Source organism: Grimontia hollisae CIP 101886 (assembly GCF_000176515.1).
In the GTDB taxonomy this organism is placed as follows: domain Bacteria; phylum Pseudomonadota; class Gammaproteobacteria; order Enterobacterales; family Vibrionaceae; genus Enterovibrio; species Enterovibrio hollisae.
The window spans coordinates 127,582-143,784 of the sequence record NZ_ADAQ01000008.1 but is presented as its reverse complement, the minus strand read 5'-3'; the positions used below and the strand labels follow the sequence as shown (position 1 = coordinate 143,784).

General features: G+C 52.8%; 19 protein-coding genes. 11 read left to right on the top strand and 8 right to left on the bottom strand.

Annotated elements, in window-relative coordinates; all coding sequences use genetic code 11:
- Positions 1–136 precede the first annotated feature (136 nt).
- Positions 137–658: a gluconokinase gene (locus VHA_RS02565; RefSeq protein WP_005501523.1), complete on the top strand. Its 522-nt coding sequence runs from the start codon at positions 137–139 to the stop codon at positions 656–658.
- Entirely contained in the window at positions 655–2,451 is a 1,797-nt protein-coding gene (edd, locus tag VHA_RS02560) for a phosphogluconate dehydratase (RefSeq protein ID WP_005501521.1), read from the top strand. Before VHA_RS02565 ends, edd begins: the two co-directional genes overlap by 4 nt.
- A 47-nt stretch (positions 2,452–2,498) precedes the next feature.
- Here edd and VHA_RS02555 read toward each other — a convergent pair whose 3' ends face one another.
- Both VHA_RS02555 and VHA_RS02550 read right to left on the bottom strand, forming a co-directional pair.
- Positions 2,499–3,503, bottom strand: a complete 1,005-nt coding sequence (locus VHA_RS02555) for a LacI family DNA-binding transcriptional regulator (protein ID WP_005501520.1) — start codon at positions 3,501–3,503, stop codon at positions 2,499–2,501.
- Positions 3,504–3,665: 162 nt separating this feature from the next.
- Positions 3,666–4,529: a YicC/YloC family endoribonuclease gene (locus tag VHA_RS02550; protein WP_005501519.1), complete on the bottom strand. Its 864-nt coding sequence runs from the start codon at positions 4,527–4,529 to the stop codon at positions 3,666–3,668.
- A 180-nt stretch (positions 4,530–4,709) separates the two neighbouring features.
- Here VHA_RS02550 and rph point away from each other — a divergent pair, with 180 nt between their 5' ends.
- Positions 4,710–5,426, top strand: a complete 717-nt coding sequence (gene rph / locus VHA_RS02545; RefSeq protein WP_005501518.1) for a ribonuclease PH — start codon at positions 4,710–4,712, stop codon at positions 5,424–5,426.
- Positions 5,427–5,538: 112 nt separating this feature from the next.
- The gene (pyrE, locus tag VHA_RS02540) at positions 5,539–6,180 is read left to right on the top strand and encodes an orotate phosphoribosyltransferase (RefSeq protein WP_005501517.1); all 642 of its coding nucleotides are present in this window, start codon (positions 5,539–5,541) and stop codon (positions 6,178–6,180) included.
- Between the two features lie 66 nt (positions 6,181–6,246).
- On the opposite strand, the gene slmA is transcribed toward pyrE, so the two are convergent.
- The 3 genes from slmA to coaBC all read right to left on the bottom strand — a co-directional run bounded on the left by slmA (position 6,247) and on the right by coaBC (position 8,745).
- Complete coding sequence (gene slmA, locus VHA_RS02535; protein ID WP_005501515.1) at positions 6,247–6,837, bottom strand: nucleoid occlusion factor SlmA; 591 nt, start codon at positions 6,835–6,837, stop codon at positions 6,247–6,249.
- Positions 6,838–7,044: 207 nt separating this feature from the next.
- Positions 7,045–7,491 (bottom strand): dUTP diphosphatase, encoded by a 447-nt coding sequence (gene dut, locus VHA_RS02530; protein ID WP_040528047.1) that lies wholly within the window; start codon positions 7,489–7,491, stop codon positions 7,045–7,047.
- A gap of 30 nt (positions 7,492–7,521) precedes the next feature.
- Complete coding sequence (gene coaBC, locus VHA_RS02525) at positions 7,522–8,745, bottom strand: bifunctional phosphopantothenoylcysteine decarboxylase/phosphopantothenate--cysteine ligase CoaBC (protein WP_005501510.1); 1,224 nt, start codon at positions 8,743–8,745, stop codon at positions 7,522–7,524.
- Positions 8,746–8,970: 225 nt separating this feature from the next.
- On the opposite strand from coaBC, the gene radC reads away from it, so the two are divergent.
- The 5 genes from radC (at position 8,971) to mutM (ending at position 11,783) form a co-directional block, all read left to right on the top strand.
- Positions 8,971–9,645: a RadC family protein gene (radC, locus tag VHA_RS02520; protein WP_005501508.1), complete on the top strand. Its 675-nt coding sequence runs from the start codon at positions 8,971–8,973 to the stop codon at positions 9,643–9,645.
- A gap of 291 nt (positions 9,646–9,936) precedes the next feature.
- A complete protein-coding gene (gene rpmB, locus VHA_RS02515) occupies positions 9,937–10,173 on the top strand; it encodes a 50S ribosomal protein L28 (protein WP_005501506.1) in 237 nt (78 codons plus the stop codon).
- Positions 10,174–10,186: 13 nt separating this feature from the next.
- A complete protein-coding gene (gene rpmG, locus VHA_RS02510; protein ID WP_002535344.1) occupies positions 10,187–10,354 on the top strand; it encodes a 50S ribosomal protein L33 in 168 nt (55 codons plus the stop codon).
- A 105-nt stretch (positions 10,355–10,459) separates the two neighbouring features.
- On the top strand, positions 10,460–10,969 hold the full coding sequence (locus VHA_RS02505) for a hypothetical protein (protein ID WP_005501501.1): 510 nt from the start codon (positions 10,460–10,462) through the stop codon (positions 10,967–10,969).
- Positions 10,970–10,973: 4 nt separating this feature from the next.
- Positions 10,974–11,783, top strand: a complete 810-nt coding sequence (mutM, locus tag VHA_RS02500; protein ID WP_005501499.1) for a bifunctional DNA-formamidopyrimidine glycosylase/DNA-(apurinic or apyrimidinic site) lyase — start codon at positions 10,974–10,976, stop codon at positions 11,781–11,783.
- A gap of 30 nt (positions 11,784–11,813) precedes the next feature.
- Here the strand turns inward: mutM and coaD are convergent, their stop codons facing one another.
- Entirely contained in the window at positions 11,814–12,308 is a 495-nt protein-coding gene (gene coaD / locus VHA_RS02495; protein ID WP_005501498.1) for a pantetheine-phosphate adenylyltransferase, read from the bottom strand.
- A gap of 185 nt (positions 12,309–12,493) precedes the next feature.
- Here coaD and VHA_RS02490 point away from each other — a divergent pair, with 185 nt between their 5' ends.
- Positions 12,494–13,531, top strand: coding sequence for a glycosyltransferase family 9 protein (locus VHA_RS02490; protein ID WP_005501497.1), 1,038 nt, complete (start codon positions 12,494–12,496; stop codon positions 13,529–13,531).
- Here VHA_RS02490 and VHA_RS02485 read toward each other — a convergent pair.
- Entirely contained in the window at positions 13,524–14,306 is a 783-nt protein-coding gene (locus tag VHA_RS02485; RefSeq protein WP_005501496.1) for a glycosyltransferase family 2 protein, read from the bottom strand. The two genes, VHA_RS02490 and VHA_RS02485, sit on opposite strands and share 8 nt — an antisense overlap.
- A complete protein-coding gene (locus VHA_RS02480; RefSeq protein WP_005501495.1) occupies positions 14,303–15,358 on the bottom strand; it encodes a glycosyltransferase family 9 protein in 1,056 nt (351 codons plus the stop codon). Before VHA_RS02480 ends, VHA_RS02485 begins: the two co-directional genes overlap by 4 nt.
- Before the next feature lie 86 nt (positions 15,359–15,444).
- Here VHA_RS02480 and VHA_RS02475 point away from each other — a divergent pair, with 86 nt between their 5' ends.
- Positions 15,445–16,161, top strand: coding sequence for a 3-deoxy-D-manno-octulosonic acid kinase (locus VHA_RS02475; RefSeq protein ID WP_040528043.1), 717 nt, complete (start codon positions 15,445–15,447; stop codon positions 16,159–16,161).
- Positions 16,162–16,203 lie beyond the last annotated feature (42 nt).

Here is a 16,203-nt window from a genome sequence, read left to right as displayed (position 1 = left end):
GTCTTGTTTGTGTGTGAGTTCACACTTGTCATAGTTACCGGTAACATGTTACCGATAACATTATTAATATAAACCCAAATCGCGCTGAGAATTTCAAAATTGAGAGCGCGCGCAAATTTGGTATAGAGGAATAGTCATGGCTGGAAGTAGTGTCATTGTGATGGGCGTTTGTGCCAGTGGGAAAACAACCGTAGGTGAATTGCTGGCAAAACGTCTCAACCGCAAATTCATTGATGGGGACGATCTTCACCCCCGCGCAAATATCCAGAAAATGGCGTCTGGTCAACCGCTGAATGATGATGACCGTGCGCCCTGGCTGGAGCGTATCCGCGATGCGGCCTATAGCTTAGAAAGCAAAAACGAGCATGGCATCATTGTCTGCTCTGCGCTGAAGAAAAAGTACCGCGACCAAATCCGTGAGGGGAATGACAACGTCTCCTTCCTGTTTCTGGACGGCGATATGGCATTGATCATGGAGCGCATGCGCGCACGTCAGGGTCACTTTATGAAAGAAAACATGGTGAAAAGCCAGTTTGAAACGCTGGAGCGCCCGGACGGCGAACCGAATACCTTTGTTGTCGACATCAGCGGCTCACTGGAAGAGGTGGTTGAACGAGCAGCCCGGGTGCTGCAAGGTGACCAAGAGGTGGTGCAATGATCAACCCCAAGGTACAGGCCATCACTGACAGGCTGGTTGAGCGAAGCCGACCAACACGAGAGGCGTTTCTGGCGCGTTGCCGTGAACAGGAAAAAGCAGGCAAGGGCCGTGCGCGCCTGAGTTGCGGCAACCTGGCGCATGCGGTTGCGGCGTCCTGCTCGGCAGAAAAGAAAGCAATCCTTGATTTTACCCACGCCAACGTGGCACTGGTCAGTGCCTATAACGACATGTTGAGTGCCCATCAGCCCTATCAGGACTATCCGGCACAGATTAAAAAAGCACTGGCGGAACATGGACATACCGCACAGGTGGCCGGGGCAGTACCGGCGATGTGTGATGGTGTGACTCAGGGCCAGCCGGGAATGGACATGTCATTGTTCTCCCGCGACCTGATTGCCCAGTCCACGGCGTTGTCACTGAGTCACAATACCTTTGATGCCACATTGCTGCTGGGTATTTGCGACAAAATTGCACCGGGGCAACTGATGGGCGCGCTGGCCTATGCGCACCTGCCAACCGCCTTTGTCCCGGCAGGTTTAATGCCGACAGGAATAAGCAACGAAGAAAAAGTGGATGTCCGTCAGCGTTTTGCTGCCGGTGAAGTGGGTAAAGAGGCATTGCTGGATATGGAGTGCCGCGCCTACCACGCGCCGGGCACCTGTACGTTCTATGGCACTGCCAATACCAACCAACTGGTGTTTGAGGCTATGGGACTCATGCTGCCGGGCTCAGCGTTTGTGCATCCACACTCCGCCCTGCGTCACGCACTGACAGAGCACGCAGCCGTTAAAGTGGCGTCAATGACCAAGGAGTCAGCTCAGTATCGTCCTTTGTATGATGTGGTGACAGAAAAGAGTCTGGTGAACGGTGTGATTGCCCTGCTGGCGTCCGGCGGCAGCACCAACCACACTATCCACATGGTGGCGGTAGCGCGTGCGGCAGGTATCCAACTGACCTGGCAGGACATCAGTGATTTGTCGGATGTGGTGCCGTTGCTGGCACGCATTTATCCGAATGGCCCGGCAGACATGAATGCCTTCCAGCAAGCGGGCGGTGTGCCAGCCCTGCTGCGTCGCCTGAATCTTGCTGGCCTGTTGCACACCGATGTGACGCCGGTGTTTGGTGGCTTTGAAGACCAGCTTACCCAGCCTGTACTGGAAAATGGCACCCTGAGCTGGCAGCCGTGCAGTGGCACGCTGGATGCCTCAGTGATTGCTGCTGATGGTGAGGTGTTCCAAAGCACCGGCGGTATCCGAGTGCTGAACGGTAACCTTGGCCGCGCTGTGGTGAAAGTGTCTGCCGTTAAAGAAGAGCAGCGGGTTATTCAAGCGCCAGCAGTAGTGTTCCAGTGCCAGCACGAGGTAGAAGCGGCGTACAAGCGCGGCGAGCTGAACAGGGATTGCATCGTGGTGGTGACGCACAATGGCCCGGCAGCAAACGGTATGCCAGAGCTTCACAAGCTGATGCCAATCCTGGGCAATATCCAGAAAGCTGGTTTTAACGTGGCCTTGGTGACAGATGGCCGTTTGTCTGGCGCGTCCGGAAAGATCCCGTCAGCGATTCATGTCTCGCCGGAAGCTATTCGTGGCGGTGCGATTGGTCTGGTGCGTGATGGCGACCTGATTTCCCTTAACTGCCAGACCGGCGAGCTGAATAACCTCAGTGATACCCGTGGGCGGGACGTGGTTGAGCGTGATACCGAAGCGTATCAGCAGACCTGGGGGCGCAACCTGTTCCGGGTGATGCGAGAAAACGTATCAAGTGCCGAAGAGGGCGCAAGCTTTATCGTCTGATAAATGGGTAAGGGCAGCGGGTCTGCCCTTTTTATTCTCTGCACTCGCTAGAGACTTTCCCCATGGGTGATGCGATACCCCAAATCAATCACCTTTTCTTTGATGGGTTCACCTTTCAGCCGTGCCAGCAAAAGCTCCGCACTTTTCTTGCCTATTTCATAACGCGGGGTATCCACGCTGGTAAGGGTCGGGCGGACAGACTGACCGATATCCAATGCGTTATAGCCGACAACAGCCAGTTGTTCCGGCACCTTTATTCCCCGTTGCAGTGCACTTAACAGCGTGCCGGTGGCGATATCATCGTTGGTGCAGAACACGCCATCCAGATCCGGGTGGGCGTCAAGGGCACGAGCCAACAGCGTTTCCGCCAATGAAAAGCTGGAATGTTCTTCGGTCAGCATGTGAATGGGTGCCAGCCCCGCTTCTTGCATCGCGTTGTCATACCCTTGCATGCGAAGCCGGGTCCGGGTGTCCAGCCGGGCACCAAAGTAGGCGATATTGCGTTTGCCTGAATCGAGCATGCGTTTCACCACGTCATACGAGGCGGCAACATGATCCAGCCCCACTGCCATATCAATGGGCTGGGCCGGGATTTCCATGGTTTCCACCACCGGCAGGCCAGCGGTTTGGATCATCTGCAAGGTACGGGGAGTGTGGTGGCTTTCCGTCAGGATCAGTCCGTCAACATGATATGAGAGCAGCGAGGCGATTTTCTGCTCTTCTTCGTTTTCGTCGTAACCGAAGTGCGCCAGCAGGATTTCGTAACCATGGGCGTTTGTCACCGCTTCTATACCTTGGACAAACGCAGCGAAAATCTGGTTTGAGAGTGAGGGTAGCAGCACACCAATTGCACGGCTGGAGGACTTGGACAACATGGCCGGCGCTTTGTTTTCGATATACCCCAGCGCCTCAATCGCCGCCGCAATCTTATCGCGCGTTTTTTCCGCGACAGCGTCGGGGTTACGAAGGTAGCGTGATACCGTCATTTTGGTGATGCCAACCCGATCAGCGATATCTTGCAGGGTGGTGCGGTTTTTCTTGGGATTTGACATATGCAATGGCTACCTTCAATGTTACGGTAACATTATCGGGGAAGCAACGCGTTTACACAAGCAGATCGGATTGATTTTCTTGGCTTTTTATACGGGATTTGGGTGGTGCCCGGCAACAAAACAGGCTCCGCAACGGGAGCCTGTTTCGGTCTGGCTGGATGCTTATTCGATGTTTTGGATCTGCTCGCGCATTTGCTCGATTAGCACTTTGAGTTCAACGCCGGAGGCGGTGATGTCCGTGCTGATCGATTTCGATGCCAGAGTATTCGACTCACGGTTGAACTCCTGCATCATAAAATCCAGACGTCGGCCACAGGCGCCGCCTTTGGTGAGGATTTTCCGGGTTTCGGAGACGTGTGACTCCAGACGATCCAGCTCTTCGGCAACATCCGATTTTTGCGCCAGCAGGATGATTTCCTGCTCTACGCGGTTGGCGTCGAGTTCAATCTTGGCCTCTTCCAGTTTGGTTAACAGGCGCTCGCGCTGCCATTGCAGGATTTCCGGCATTTTCGCCCTCACTTTCACCACTTCTGCCGCGATACCATCGAGGCGCTGTTCAATCAGGGCCTTCATGTTGCTGCCTTCGCTGGCGCGGGCAGCAATGAAATCATCAACAGTCTGGTCAAAGCCTTCCAGCAGGGCTTTGTTGATCAGGTCCATGTCCTGCTCTGGCGTTTCCATCACCCCCGGCCACTGCAATACCTGGAAAGGACCAATGTTGCCTTCACCGGACACTTCTTTGACCCACTTGGCGGCGTGAATCACCTGTTTTGCCAGTTCTTCGTTGATTTTAAGCTCAGTATTGGCGGACTGGTTGGCTTCGAAACGCAGGTTGCACTCCACCTTGCCGCGGGCAAGGCGGCTGCGGAAACGTTCACGAATGATAGGTTCAAGGCCACGGAACTGCTCTGGCATACGGATATAGGTTTCGAGGTAACGCTGGTTAACCGAGCGGATTTCCCAAACGGCGGTGCCCCATGTGCCCTTGATTTCCCGACGGGCGTAGGCAGTCATACTGTGGATCATTGAAGTTCACTCATTGATAAAAGTTGTTTTGATTATACGCAGTCACCCGCTTTTATGTCAGCAGCCTGTCGGGAAACAGGAGAAAAAATCCGACAGCACTGCATTGTATTAGCGTGTAAAAGGGGAAGCCGTTATAATCGCCGGTTAACGAAATTCAGCATATTTATACAGGTGAACCCTATGCGTCCTAGCGGCAGAGAAGTTGGTCAAATTCGTCCGGTCACTATTACCCGTCATTTTACCGCCCACGCGGAAGGCTCAGTACTGGTGGCATTTGGTGACACCAAAGTGATCTGTACCGCGAGCGTGGAAGAGGGCGTGCCACGCTTTCTGAAAGGCAAGGGACAAGGCTGGATCACGGCGGAGTATGGCATGTTGCCACGTGCGACCCATACCCGTAACCGCCGTGAAGCGGCAAACGGTAAACAGGGTGGCCGCACCATGGAAATTCAGCGTCTTATCGCCCGCAGCCTGCGCGCGGCGGTGGATCTGGAAAAGCTGGGCGATTTCACCATCACGGTTGACTGTGACGTGATTCAGGCGGACGGCGGTACCCGCACTGCATCCATTACTGGCGCGAGCGTAGCGCTGGCGGATGCACTGAACAAGCTGGTCAGCGAAGGCAAACTGAAAGAAAATCCAATGAAAGGCCATGTTGCGGCGGTGTCGGTGGGCATTTTTGAGGGCACACCGATTTGCGATCTGGAATATGTGGAAGATTCTGCGGCAGACACCGATATGAATGTGGTGATGCTGGAAGATGGCCGCATGATTGAGGTGCAGGGCACCGCAGAAGCCGAACCGTTTACCGCAGAAGAGCTGAATGCCATGCTGTCTCTGGCAGCGAAAGGTATTCAGGACATTGTGGCGATCCAGAAAGCATCGTTAATTGACTGATGAAAAAGCGGCTTCCCGGGGAGCCGCTTTTTTTAAACCTTACTTTGATTGGGGCTGCCATGCCTCAGGTAATACCGGCACGTGCGCCGGCGTGAGTTCGACAGGAGAGAAAATGAAAGCCTATCAGCGTCAATTCATCGAGTTTGCATTGGAAAAAGAAGTGTTGAAATTCGGTGAATTTACCTTGAAGTCTGGCCGTAAGAGCCCTTACTTCTTCAATGCCGGCCTGTTTAACACCGGCAGGGATTTGGCGCGTCTGGGCCGTTTCTACGCAGAAGCACTGGTGGATGCCGGGATTGAATATGATGTGTTGTTTGGCCCTGCGTATAAAGGGATCCCCATTGCCACAACCACAGCAGTGGCGCTGGCAGAGCACCATAATGTGGATACGCCATACTGCTTCAACCGCAAGGAAGCCAAAGATCACGGTGAAGGCGGCAATCTGGTTGGCAGCGCGCTGGAAGGCCGCATCATGCTGGTGGATGATGTGATCACAGCGGGTACCGCGATTCGTGAATCGATGGAAGTGATTCAGGCACAGGGTGCTGAACTGGCTGGTGTATTGGTGGCCATTGACCGTCAGGAGCGCGGCAAGGGTGAGCTGTCAGCTATCCAGGAAGTGGAGCGCGATTTTGGCTGTCAGGTAGTGTCTATCATCAGCCTTAGCGATCTGGTGACGTACCTGGAAGAGCAGGGCGGCAACCCTGAACATCTGGCGGCGGTAAAAGCGTACCGTGCAGAATACGGGATTTAACCACTTTCGCACTTAAACGAAAAAGGCTGCATGATTGCAGCCTTTTTTACATATATGCCTGCACGATCATTGAATTTGTGCGCTCAACAGCAGCCAGTACTGGTCAAACTCTGCTGTTGGCAGGTGCTTGAAGTTTGAACGGACAAAGCGGTTCAGGCTGCCTTCCACCTGGGCCAGCAGTTGTGCTGCCAGCACAGATTCCTCAATGGGAAACCCTTTGCCTTCCCGCAGGCGCCGTTCACGGAGCACCTGACGGAGCTGGGTCTCAATCTTTTCAAACAACTGATTAATGCGGCTTTGCAGCCGGTCTTGTTCGAACATCAATGCATGACCGGTCATGATGCGGGTCAGGCCCGGGTTGCGCTCACCAAAAACAAGCAGAAGTTGCAGGATCAGGCGCAGGCGGGTCAGGGTATCTTTTTCGTCACTTTGAATGCGGTTGATGCGGGTGAGTAATGACTCTTCGATAAACTCGATCAAGCCTTCAAACATGCGTGCTTTGCTGGGGAAATGTCTGTAAAGCGCCGCTTCAGAAACACCGACCTGCGCAGCAAGCTTTGCAGTAGTAATGCGCTGACTGCCTTGGTTGGACTCCAGCATTTGGGCCAGAGCCTGAAGAATTTCCTCTCTGCGATTCTGTTTTCTTTGACCAGCCATGAATAGATGGTTCCTTTGTTGTTCTAGGGGTCACAGACCCAAATATCGGCTGAAGAGCCGCTATCTTAACGATGAACTCTCTGTATTAAAAGAATAATGCGCTATGGATGTAGACAGTGCCTGTAGGGATGTCTGAAAGCGTGAATGCGGCATGAAAAATACCACGCATCTGTGGCATTTTTCAGACTTTTCACTGGGTTAATACGGTTATTTTGTGCCTGAATGCCCGAATCCACCAGCACCACGCGCTGTTTCGTCGAACGTTTCCACAATATTAAATTCAGCTTGGACCACCGGCACGAAAACCAGTTGTGCAATGCGTTCACCCGGTTCAATGGTAAACGTGGTGTTCCCGCGGTTCCAGCAGGAAACCATCAGCTGACCCTGGTAATCAGAGTCGATAAGGCCAACCAGGTTGCCCAGCACGATGCCATGTTTGTGGCCAAGACCTGAACGCGGCAGGATAGTCGCCGCCAGTGACGGGTCGGCAATATGGATAGCAAGACCGGTAGGCAGCAGTTCAGTCTGGCCTGGTTCCAGTGTCAGCGGGGCATCCAGTACCGCGCGCAAATCCAGCCCAGCAGAGCCTTCTGTTGCGTAGGCTGGCAAGGGGAATTCGCTACCAACGCGTGGGTCGAGGATTTTAAGATCAATTTTTTTTCATAACCAGTTTCCGCTGAATCGTTATTTCGAGTGATAGAGTGCTGTAATTTCGCTGACAAGCTGGTGGCCGATGTCGGCTTTGCTTGCCAGAGGCAACGCTTTGTCGCCAGTTGGCCAATACAGGTGTAACGCGTTTTGGTCGCTGTTAAACCCTTGTCCTTCGCGTGATACGTCATTGGCGCAAATCAAGTCGAGATTCTTTTTCGCCAGTTTGTTGCGGGCATAGTGCTCAATGTCCTGCGTTTCTGCAGCAAACCCCACCGTAAAGGGGCGGTTTTCCGTCATGGCGGCGACAGAAGCAACGATATCCGGGTTTTTCACCAGTGTGAGGGTCATGTCGTCCTGACCGTCCTGTTTCTTCATTTTCTGGTCGGCAATGTTTGCCGGCCTGAAATCAGCGACTGCGGCGCAGGCAATGAAAATTTGGTGCTGTCCGGCATGTGCATGGACGGCATCATGCATTTGCTGTGCGCTTTCCACATCAATCCGTGAAACGCCTGCCGGCGTCGGCAGGTTGACCGGGCCGCTGATAAGGGTGACTGTTGCCCCGCGTTTTGCTGCGGCTTCAGCAATCGCATAGCCCATTTTCCCTGAGCTGTGGTTGGTGAGATAACGTACCGGATCAATCGCTTCCCTGGTTGGCCCAGCGGTAATGAGGAAAGAAGTGCCGGAGAGGTCACCTTCGGTAAAGTGTTCTTCGATAAGCCCGACAAGCTGCATTGGCTCCAGCATTCGGCCCGGACCGACATCGCCACAGGCTTGCTCACCACTGGCTGGACCCCATACAGGATGACCACGGCGCTTCAGTGTGGCGAGGTTTTCCTGGGTTGCCACGGCACGGTACATCTGCTGGTTCATGGCGGGGGCGAGGGCAACAGGCGCATCGGTAGCCAGGCACAAAGTGGTCAGGAGATCGTTCCCCATACCGGCTGCGACACGGGCAATCAAATCAGCAGTCGCCGGTGCCAGCAGCACCAAATCTGCCCACTTGGCGATTTCGATATGGCCCATGGACGCTTCTGCTGCCGGGTCGAGCAAGCTGTCTGCTACCGGATAGCCGGATACCGCCTGCATGGTCAGCGGGGTAATGAATTCTTTCGCTGCGTGGGTCATCACGATGCGCACCTCGGCACCGCGTTCAATCAGGCGACGCGTGAGATCGGCACATTTGTAGGCAGCAATACCGCCACCTATGCCAAGCACGATATGTTTGCCCGACAGGGTCTGAGTGATTTTCTGGGCCATAACGAATTTAACCAATAGATAATGGGAGGAAAGATAGCATAAATAGACCGGTGATCGCCCATTGTGCGTCCACGAATGTGAAAACAGAAGTATCACCCAGGGAAATGTAATCATGTGTTTGCACAATTCACTGGGATTAGCGCTCTCATCGCAGCTTACTGCTGTACTACTTGACGGATACATTGATGAGGATAACGCTCATGGCTTTTCCCGATAGAGAATGCCATGTCGTTGAAAAATTTGCCGGAAGAGTGCCGGCCACGGGAGAAGCTGCTGGCAAAGGGGCCAGAAGCATTGACCAATGCTGAGCTTCTGGCCATTTTCCTTCGCACCGGTGTCACCGGAATGAACGCCATCGAACTCGCACGCTATCTGCTGGAAGATTTTGGCTCCCTGCGCGGCCTGATGCTGGCAACGTTGACGCAATTCAGTGCAAGAAAAGGGCTGGGTGCGGCGAAATATGCACAATTGCAGGCGGTACTTGAGCTGAGCAAGCGCCACCTGGGCGAAACACTTGCGCGGGAAGATGCGCTGGCAAGCCCCTCCCACACCGCAAACTACCTGTCGCTGAAATTGCGCGACCGTCAGCGGGAGGCATTTCTGGTGTTGTATCTGGATAACCAGAACCGTCCGATTGCCGATGAAATCTTGTTTGAAGGCACCATCAATACTGCTGGGGTGTATCCGCGTGAAGTGGTCAAACGTTCACTGGAGCTGGGGGCGAATGCAGTCATTTTGGCCCATAACCATCCTTCAGGTATCGCTGAGCCAAGCAATGCCGATCGCCATATTACCCATCGAATTGGTGATGCGCTGGCGTTAGTGGACATTCGTTTGCTCGACCATATGGTGATCGGTGATGGTGACGTGGTATCCTTCGCCGAGCGTGGTTGGATTTAAGAGTATGTTTCATACTCGATCGTACTTTAACATCTTCTCTCTAATTCGGTAGAAAGCCGCTGTATGGCGTTTTTCCTGGGGGCGAGCGAGGTTTGCCTCAGGTCAGCGTCACCTAGGTTGCTAAAAAACGATCAAAAAGTGTCAAAAGGATCTGCTCGGGACTTGAGCAATGCCGATTCACTTTGTATAATGCGCCACCTTTGATTAGCCTTGACCTTGAGCCTGACCTAGAAATTGCAGGAATGGCGGACAAGGTTAGCATCGAGCTGAAACGATTTTGGAGAGACATTCATGTCACGAGTATGCCAAGTAACTGGCAAGCGTCCTGTAGTTGGTAACAACCGCTCTCACGCTAATAACGCCACCAAGCGTCGTTTTCTGCCGAACCTGCAAACTCATCGTTTCTGGGTAGAAAGCGAAAAACGCTTTGTTAAACTGCGTCTTACCCCTAAAGGTATGCGTATCATCGATAAGAAAGGTATTGATGCTGTTCTTGCAGACATCCGTGCCCGCGGTGAGAACGTTTAAGAGGACTTAAAGAATGGCTAAAGGCATTCGCGAGAAGATCCGTCTGGTATCATCTGCTGGTACTGGTCACTTCTACACCACTGATAAAAACAAGCGTAACATGCCGGGCAAATTTGAGATCAAGAAATTTGATCCAGTTGTTCGTCAGCACGTTATGTACAAAGAAGCAAAAATCAAATAATTGGTCTTTGCTTTGGTAAAAAACCCGGCTTAGGCTGGGTTTTTTTATACCTGAATGTCTGTCGTATCAGGTAGCATGGGAACACGTGCTTGATACTGAGAGTGAATGATGGCGACACCGTCCCGCAAGACGTTCAATAACTTCCTGATCCTGGGTGTTGTGGTGTTTATCACCTTGATAAACCTGCCGACATACCTTGAAAGCCAGTTGGCTGGAAGTGATGCTGAACGCCAGACTGAACAGGTACAAGCAGATGGTATCATCACGCTGATGCCGCCCGGTGTGGAAGTACAATCCCTGCGTTTCCCAAAGTTCACCCTGACCTATGGCACGCCCTGGCAAACCGATACACCGCTTTCGGTTTCTGCATCTGAGTTAGCCCGTCGCTGGATAAATCTCTCCGGCACGGAAATTGATAAGCCAACCTATGACAAGCTCAAGCCCGGACTGAATAAACCGGCCACGCTGGTGGTTGACCGGGGAGAGTCGGTGGAGCCATTTCGTTTGATGTATTATCAACTGCCTCAATTCTGGCTTATCCAAAACTGGGAAAATCGTTGGCTTGCGGTCTCGGTTGATCCAAACTATCTGTTTCCAATCAACACACAGAACTAGCTGGATGCCAGAGTTACCGGAAGTAGAAGTGAGCCGTATGGGGATCACGCCCCATGCCAAAGATCAGGTTGTGACCAAACTGGAGGTCAGGCAGCCCAAACTGCGCTGGCCTGTGCCGGATACCTTGTTCAACATTGAAGGACAGACCATACGGGCGGTGAAACGCCGTGCCAAATACCTGATCCTGGAAACCGATATTGGCTATGCACTGGTGCACCTTGGCATGTCGGGTAGTTTGCGTGTACTGCCGGAGGCAACCCCCGCAGGCAAACACGATCACGTCGATCTGCATCTTTCTAACGGCAAAGTGATCCGTTATAACGATCCTCGCCGTTTTGGTGCCTGGCTCTGGCAGGAAAAAGGGGACGATCATCCGGTCCTTGAAAAGCTCGGCCCTGAGCCGCTCACTGACGACTTTACCGGTGATTACCTGCTTGAGAAAGCCAAAGGGAAACGCACCGCCATTAAACCCTTTATCATGGATAACGCGGTGGTGGTTGGAGTAGGGAATATCTATGCCAATGAATCCCTGTTTACGTCAAAGATTCATCCAACACGGTCAGCAGGACAGCTGACCCATGAAGAAGCCCAGACGTTGGTGGCCGAGATCAAGGCGGTATTGGCAATGGCCATCAGGCAGGGAGGCACCACGCTGAAAGACTTTACCCAGGCCGATGGTAAGCCCGGCTACTTTGCCCAGGAACTGCGGGTGTATGGCAAACAGGGCAAACCCTGTCCGGTGTGTGGTGAGGTGCTTGAAAGCGTGAAGATTGGCCAGCGCAATACGGTGTTTTGCCCAGCGTGCCAAAAATAGACAACGCCCGCGGTTCGGGCGTTGCTGGCGTTACTTTTTCAGTCGTGAATTCAGCGCTTCCAATACTTTTGGATGGACAAAACCACGGGTATCGCCGCCATGGAGCGCGACCTCTTTCACCAGTGTTGAGGAAATAAACGAGTTTTCCTCAGACGGCGTCAGAAACACGCTTTCCAGCTCTGGCATCAAACGACGGTTCATGTTGGCAAGCTGGAATTCATATTCGAAGTCTGACACTGCACGAAGGCCGCGAACCAGAATGTTTGCCTGGTACTGCTTGGCAAAGTCCACCAGAAGGCCCGAGAAGCCGACCACACTGACATTATCGAGGTGGTCGGTGACGGCTTTTGCAAGCTCGACACGTTCATCAAGCTCGAACAGCGGCTTTTTGCTTGGGCTTGCGGCAATGCCGACCACGACGTCATCAAACATGGATGCCGCACGCTCCACCAGATCAACATGGCCATTGGTAATAGGATCAAAAGTACCCGGGTAAATCACGCGGGTGATGGCTTTCTTGCTCACAGTCGTATCCTGCAATTTTCTGAACTGGCGACATGCTATCAAAAACGCGTGACATTTTATTCCCCGTCATAGGGTGAAGTCATAAAAACAGCAATGCATACGACACTTTTTCTTTTTACCCAATACTTAGCGACAGGCCGTTCATCAGGTATGATCGGTGCAGAATAGGGCATCAGGTAGATACAATGAAAAAAATCCTTGTCATCAGAAACGATAAGATTGGCGATTTCATGCTTGCATGGCCTGCATTTGCCATGTTGAAACAATCCCTGCCGGACGTGGAAATTACCGCATTGGTGCCTTCCTATACCAAAGCATTGGCAGAACTCTGTCCATCGATAGACAAAGTGTTGGTCGATGGTGGCAAAAACGCCGATAAACAGCGTAAAAAAGCGCTTGTCAGCCAAATCAGGGCCGAACGGTTTGACGCGTCTATTTGCCTGTTCTCAGACAGCTACAACGCGATGCTGGTCTGGAAAGCCGGGGTGCCGTTTCGCTTGGCACCGGCGACCAAAATTTGCCAGTTTTTGTATAATCACCGCGTGACGCAACGCCGATCGCAGTCCGCAAAACCTGAGTTTGAGTATAACCTCGACCTTATCCGTGCGTTTCTGGCAACGCTGGGCGTTGAAGCAAAAGAACCCCATGCTCCCTATCTTGCTTTTGAGAACAGCACCTTGCTTGCGCAAAAGCAAAAACTCTCGTCAGCATTGGGGCTGGATCCCAATAAGCCCTGGTTTTATGTACACGCCGGGAGCGGCGGATCGGCAAATAACCTGTCACTTCAGCAGTATGCTGGCTTGGTGGCGGGCATTGCTTCTGAACATGAGGTTGAATGGGTGCTGACTGCCGGGCCGGGAGAACAAGAAAAAGCGTCAGCGCTTCAGTCTTTCCTTGCGGAAAAGTCCGTCAATGCTGCCGTTTATGACAAAAATGATGGCTTGCAGGATTTCACCCAATCCATTGCCTGTGCAAGTGCATTTATTGCCGGCTCAACGGGGCCTCTTCATATTGCCGCGACGGTTGATGTGCCAACTATTGGCTTTTTCCCGGCCAAACGCAGTGCGACGCCGCTTCGCTGGAAACCGATTAACCGCGAAGGGCGGCATATCGCGTTTGCGCCACCAGCCGCGAAAAACAAGGAAGAGGCGGCAGACATGTCAAAAATTGATATCGACGCCATTCTGCCGGACGTGAAGGGGTTTCTTGGCCGCGTTATTTAACCGCTCGGCTGTCGTTTGCGCGGATCCACAAATCAGCGTACTTTACAAAGGTGGAGTGCGCTGACAGCACTGCAATCAAAAAGCCCTGTTTGCCGTCTAAAAATCCCCGCTTCAGTACATACATTTTCAGGAAACACCCCAGCGCATGGAGGAGCCCCTGACTGATGCTGCTTTTTTTACCGCGGGCCTGACGGGCATCTGCCCATGCTTTGGCATAGTGCGCTGATTTCACCAGATAGTGGTTGAGGTCGCGATACGAGTAGTGGAGCAAATCGCCGTCCAGCACAAGGGTTTTCGCTCCTTCCGGACGGATGATTTTTTCATGCACCAATGCATCGTCATACTGGGTGTATTCCCTCGGATAGACACGGACATGGCTGTAATACCATCCCGAGTGACGCAGGAAGCGCCCAAACACCCAGGTCAGCTCATTGACTTCAACTAATGTTTCTGCCGGTGGGTTTTCCAGTAATTTGAGCAGGCTTTGCTTGAGCGCCGGTGATACGACTTCATCAGCATCAATGGCGATGATCCAGTCTTTGGTAGCGTAGCGCTGCGCCAGTTGTTTCTGTTTACCAAATCCCGGCCATTCAGCATTCACATACACCTTTGCGCCAGCCGCTTCTGCAATTGCGACCGTGTTGTCGGTGCTGCCAGAATCCACAACAATGATTTCATCGACCCAGTCTAATGAGGCAAGACACTCAGGCAGAATGTGCTCTTCGTTTTTGGTGATAATGATGGCGCTGATGGTGGCGCGTTGTGCCTGGCTCATAACAGTTCCTCTTTCTCGGTGACGTCATCGAATCGTGCGATCACCGATTCAATCGTAATGCGTTGCATGGCGTTTTCATCTTTCACGCGGGTGCGCCAGGAGACCTGCTCAACGGTTTTTCCCGTTTCAGCTTCAATGGCCTCGGCATAAACACTCACCACATACTGTCGCCAGTTATAGGGACCGGTACGTGCGGGGTTGTGGTGGGCGTATAAGCCAATCACCGGTGTATTGACCGCATTGGCAAGATGGGCCGGGCCACTGTCTGGTGCCAGTACCAGTGAAGCTTCTTTTTCCAGTGCCAGCAACTGGAGCAGGGTAGTTTTTCCGATGAGGTTTTTTACCGGTTGTGACAACTGGTTCTCGATGGCCTGACCCAGCGCGATTTCAATCTGCCCCGGACCGCCTGCCAGAATCACGTCAAAGCCCTTTTTCATGGCATGTTCAATCACCGCTGCATACCCTTCGGCTGTCCAGTTCTTAAAGGCCTTGCTGGCAGCAGGCGCGACGATGAGTGTCGGTTTATCGCGCAGTTGTGCTTTCGCCCAAACAATATCTTCCTTGGCGAGAGAGATTTTCCATGTCGGTGTTTGCGGTGCTAGCCCCAGCATTTCGGTGAATGCCATAAATCCATCAAGCACATGTGGGGAAGCAGGCGATGGCACTTTAATGTTGGTAAACCACGATTGCAGATCGCTGGCGCGAACCTTGTCAAAGCCAAGGCGGTATTTGGCCTTGATGCCTAAGGAAAGCACGCTGGCGCGAATCGCGCTTTGCATGTGCAGGAGTGCATCGAATTGTTGCCCTTTCAACGATTGCCACACCGCTTTCATGCCTTTAATACCCTGTTTTTTATCAAAAGCAATGACGGTGACATCCGGCAAAAGCGGTGTGAGCAACGCGGCTTCTGCTTTGCCGGCAATCCAGGTTATCCGGGTGTCAGGCCACTGGGACTGAATAGCCTGCACGGCTGCCATTGCGTTGCATACATCCCCAATGGCAGAAAGACGGAGTATGCAAAGAGACTGGGGTGGGGTGGTAAATAAGGCCATGATGATGCTTTTGTGGTTGTCTTGCCTGAAATTATGCAGTTGCCGATCTGCAATGTAAAATGCCTTTGACGAGAATGGGCCGATTAATGGGAGTGCCTGTGAAAGTGTTGGCTGAGAATAATACCCGGGTCTGGTTTGATGATGCGTTAATTGCAGCGGAAGAGGTGCTTGAGAGCTTCGACATTGCACATTGGCAGGCTAAGAATGCCGTGCTGGGTTCAGCAACTGGACGGGGGACAACCTGGTTCGTTCAAACCGAATCGGTGCCTGCTGCACTTCGTCATTACCGTCGGGGAGGCCTGTTCGGCAACGTAGTGAGCGACAGTTACTTTTTCACTGGCTGGGAGCGCACCCGCTCTGCGGCGGAATTTCGTCTTCTCCATTACCTTCGTGAGAAAGGCATTCCCGTCCCGCGTCCACTGGCTGCCCGTGCGATGAAAGAGGGTCTTACCTACCGCGCGGATATTCTGGTTGAAAAAGTGCACGGGGCCCGTGATCTGGTGGATGTATTAATGGAAAAGCCACTCACAGAAGCGTGCTACCAGCATATCGGCAGGCTCGTCAGGCAGCTTCATGATGCCGGGGTTTGCCACACCGACCTCAACATCCACAATATTTTGCTTGATGGTCAGGGTGCGTTTTGGCTGATTGATTTTGATAAGTGTGGCCGCCGTTCGGGAGACAGTTGGAAAGCGGCAAACTTGAGCCGTTTGCAGCGATCATTTCGAAAAGAGGTTGGCAAGCGCCAGATCCATTGGCAGGCATCTGACTGGCAATGCCTGCTCAAAGGTTACCAGGGTTAATCGGTTATCCAGCGTGCTATGTAACCGGTGAGCTGTCTATTC